The following is a 3,643-nucleotide window of genomic DNA, read 5'->3' as shown; positions in this document are numbered from 1 at the left end:
AGCCGCTCCAGACCCGCGCTGTTCTGGCCCCGTACGGCGGCCCGCAGGTCCTGCGCGCCCACCGGCCGCCGCTCCAGGGCCGCCGTCCGGGTGGCGACACCGGCCGCCTTGCGTATCTGCTCCGCGTCCAGGCGGTACGCGGCCACGGCGGCGGCGAGTTCGTCGCCGAGCGGGACCGGCCCGCCCGGCGCGGTCCCGGCGGCGTCCGCCAGCGCCCGCCCCCACAGCGACACCAGCCACGCGGCCGACGGCGGCGCGGCACCGAACAGCACGGGGCTCTCCTGCGTCCACAGCGGGTCCCAGCCCTTCGTCCCGTGGACCACCAGCGGGACGCCCTCCGACGCACGGCACAGGCCGCGCAGGAGCCGGGCCCGCTCCGGGAGCTGGGGTTCGAGCGCCTCGACCGGGCCGAGGACCAGCCCTCCGCCGCTCAGCCGGGCCTCCGTGACCAGGGTGCGCACGAGCCGCGCCGGTGCCGGGTCCGCGACCAGCGCCGCCGGGTCCACGACCAGCGGGCGCCGGCCCGCGGCCACCAGGGCGTCGAGGGCCAGCCCGGCCGGATCACCGCCCTTGTCCAGCAGATACACCAGCCCGCCGGCCCCCACCGCCGCGGCCACCCGCGCGGTCTGTCCGCTGTCCGGCCCGGGCCGCCCCCGGCCGGTCCGGACCACTCCGCGCAGCGTGTCCGCGATCTCGTCGTCACCCAGCAGGTGCGCGGTCACCCGGTCGGGGACCCGCAGCACCCGTGACAGCAGCGGGAGCCCGCCCTCGTCGACCTCCAGGAGGCCGCCCGCGACGAGCGGCGCCGACGGCGAGAAGCGGAACCGCCCCGGCCCCGCCACCGGCAGCCCGCACAGCTCCAGCGCGAGGCCGACGGTCGGCCTGCGCCGGGTCAGGTCGTCGTTGAGGTAGCCGTACAGCCGCTCGAACCGGGCGTCGACGTCCGGGGCCATCGCGACCAGCAGCAGTTCCACGTCCAGCGGCGGCAGCCCGAAGTCCAGGGCGAGCCGGCCGAGCCTGCCGTCCGTCGCCGGCGGCTCCGGTTCCCCACCGTCCGGCGGCGCCGGGAAGAAGGCGGAGGGGGAGGCGAGGAGGCGCTCGGCCGCCTCCGGGGTCAGATACTGCCCGCGGTAGGGATCGTCAGGGTTCGGGTCCACGGCGCGGCGCGCGGCCACGGCCTGCCGCACCCGCCGCTCCACACCGCTCAGCCGCTCCCACAGGTCCTGGAGGCCCGGCACGGCGGCCCCCGGCCGCTCCCGTACGTCCTGCGTCATCGCAGCCCACCTCCGCGGCGCCGGCGGACCGCCGGAGGCAGCCGTTCACGCTCGGCCGCGAACCCTTCGGCGCCGGGGTCGTCCACGCCCTCGTACCGCAGCCGGCGTCCCGGGCCGGGCTCGGCGCCGTCGACCGCCGTGGCGGTCCGCACCACCAGGCCCTCGGTGACCGGCGGGCCCACGGACGTCTGCTCGCCCGCCAGCGGCGCGGAGACCCGCAGCACGATCGAGGGCTTGAGCTCGCCCCCGAGCGCCGACCACACGTCCGACGCCGACGGGCCGTCCGCGCCCGGGCCCGCCGCGTCGATCCCGACGGTGAGCCCGAGCTCGGCGAGGCTGCCCGTGTGCAGCCGGGCGGGCAGGACGTCCGACCGGATCAGGCACCGCAGCACCTCCGACAGCAGACGGTGCTCGTCCTGCGGCCGGTTGGTCCAGGCGGTGACCAGATAGGTCAGCCCGAACCAGCGCGGCGGGGTGCGGCGGCCGACGACCGTCCCCGCGCCGTCGTGGACCTCCGCCGTCCCGGTCCGCCGCCGCGTCACCTCCTCCCGGATGTCGTACAGGAAGACGCTGATGGTCGGGGCGTTGCGCCGGGCCGCCCAGTCACGGGTGGGGGCGTCGAAGACGATCTCGACACCGCTCTCCTGGAGACCGGCCTCCACGAGCAGCAGCCGCAGTCCCTCGTCGACCTCGTGGATCACCGGCGCACCACCTCGTCCGGCGGGCCGATACTGCCGCTCACGACCAGGAACGTGGTGGTGACCGGGCTGAACCCGGGCCCCTTCGCGGTGATGGTGCGCGGGCCCGTCCGGTCCTTGAACAGGATCAGCAACTGCCCGGTGAACGTCATGTCGGACCCGGGCACCACGGGCGGGGCCGCCGCCGTGATGCCCGGCTTCCAGGTCAGCGTCACCGGCGCGCCGGGCGGGAAGTCCTTGCCGCGCACGGAGGTGACGAACCCGGGCTTGCCGACGTTCGGCACCGCGACGATCTCGGGCCGGAGGATCCGCAGCGAGGTCCGGGCGGTGTTGTCGCTCGGGTCCGCGTCGGTGCCGGTCGTGGTCAGCGTGCCGGTGATCCGGGCCCGCAGCGCCTTGTCCGGCGCCAGCACCACCCGTACGACCGTGGAGGCACCCGGCGCCAGGTCCCCCAGCGCGCACACGCCGTTGCCGCAACCGGCGGGCAGCGGTCCGGCCGGGATGCCCGCGGGCAGCCCGAGCCTCAGCCGCAACCCGGTCGCCAGGGCGTTCTTCCCGTTGTGCACGGTGTACGTCACCACGACCCGGCCCCCCACGAAGCCGGGGTTCGGCTGGGCGGCGACCGTCAGGCCGGGCCCTGCCCGCGGAGGGGCCGGCACCGGAGGAGCCGGGGCGGGGGCGGGCGGTGAGGACGCGGGCGGCGCCGGTGCCGGCGGGACCGCGGGGGTGACCGTGGGCGTGGGAGTGGGCGTCGGGGGCGGTGTCACGGCGTCGACCGGGACGACGGTGCCGGCGGCGTTGTCGGAGGGGCTGGGGTCGACGACCGACCCGGTGACGGACCACCCGACGCGCTGCTCGCCCGTCGTCACCCCGGTCAGCCCGACGGTCACCGGCACGCTCGCCCCGGGCGCGAGGACGCCCAGGTCGCACTGGGGGGAGCCGGTGGGGCACGGGCCGGAGGGGATGGTCAGCGAGTCGAGACGGACGCCGGGCGGCACGTCCGCGGTGAACGTCGTCCGCGGCGAGGGCGACGGGCCGTGGTTGGTGACGGTGACGGTCAGGGAGACCGACGAACCGGCCTCCACCCGGGGCCCGGTGGGCGGGGCGGTCACCGCCAGGTCGACCGACTGCTGGTAGGCGGGCTCCTTCTGGCGGCCCGGCAGCCCGGCCGTGAGCGGCGTCAGCACACCCGAGTCCAGGTCGAGGACGGACAGCGCCTCCGGCGATTCCGGCGCGCTCGCACGGCGCGAACTCAGCACCAGGCGGCTGCCGTCGGGCGACCAGGCGACGTCACGGGGCTGGAACGGCCCGGTCTCGTAGGTGTCCGGCAGGTCCTTGCCGCAGGCGCCGGGGTCGTTCCGCAGACTGCCCGGCAGCACGACCTCGCAGGAGCCGTCCGCCACCGAGGCGATGACGACGCCCGTCAGCCGCCCGTCCTGACGGTCCTTCCGGTTGAAGGCGAGCGTGCGGCCGTCGGGGGAGAAGGCCGGACTGTCGTCGATCACCTTGCAGAGCCCGGGACAGACCGTCGAGGTCAGGTCCCGCTGCTGTTCGAGTGCGTCCACCGGCACGGTCCAGACGTGCTTGTTGCCGCCGAGACCGTGGATCACGTGGTCGCGGGTGAAGGCGAGGGTGCCGCCATCCGGTGACCAGGCCGGATGCGAGTCGCTG

1 protein-coding gene and 2 pseudogenes are annotated in these 3,643 nt (G+C 76.5%); all 3 read right to left on the bottom strand.

The annotated features are described in order from the left end of the window. Positions 1-1,274, bottom strand: a pseudogene (locus tag IH13_RS0118780) (ATP-binding protein); the annotation flags it as partial. Continuing rightward, complete coding sequence (locus IH13_RS0118775; RefSeq protein WP_031085926.1) at positions 1,271-1,975, bottom strand: Pvc16 family protein; 705 nt, start codon at positions 1,973-1,975, stop codon at positions 1,271-1,273. The pseudogene IH13_RS0118780 and the gene IH13_RS0118775, both read right to left, overlap by 4 nt. Continuing rightward, a pseudogene (locus tag IH13_RS0118770) lies at positions 1,972-3,643 on the bottom strand (DUF11 domain-containing protein); the annotation flags it as partial. The pseudogene IH13_RS0118770 and the gene IH13_RS0118775, both read right to left, overlap by 4 nt.

Source organism: Streptomyces sp. NRRL WC-3549 (assembly GCF_000721935.1).
Lineage (GTDB): Bacteria > Actinomycetota > Actinomycetes > Streptomycetales > Streptomycetaceae > Streptomyces.
Note: the sequence above shows the minus strand (reverse complement) of the source record. Positions and strands in the feature narration are given on the sequence as shown.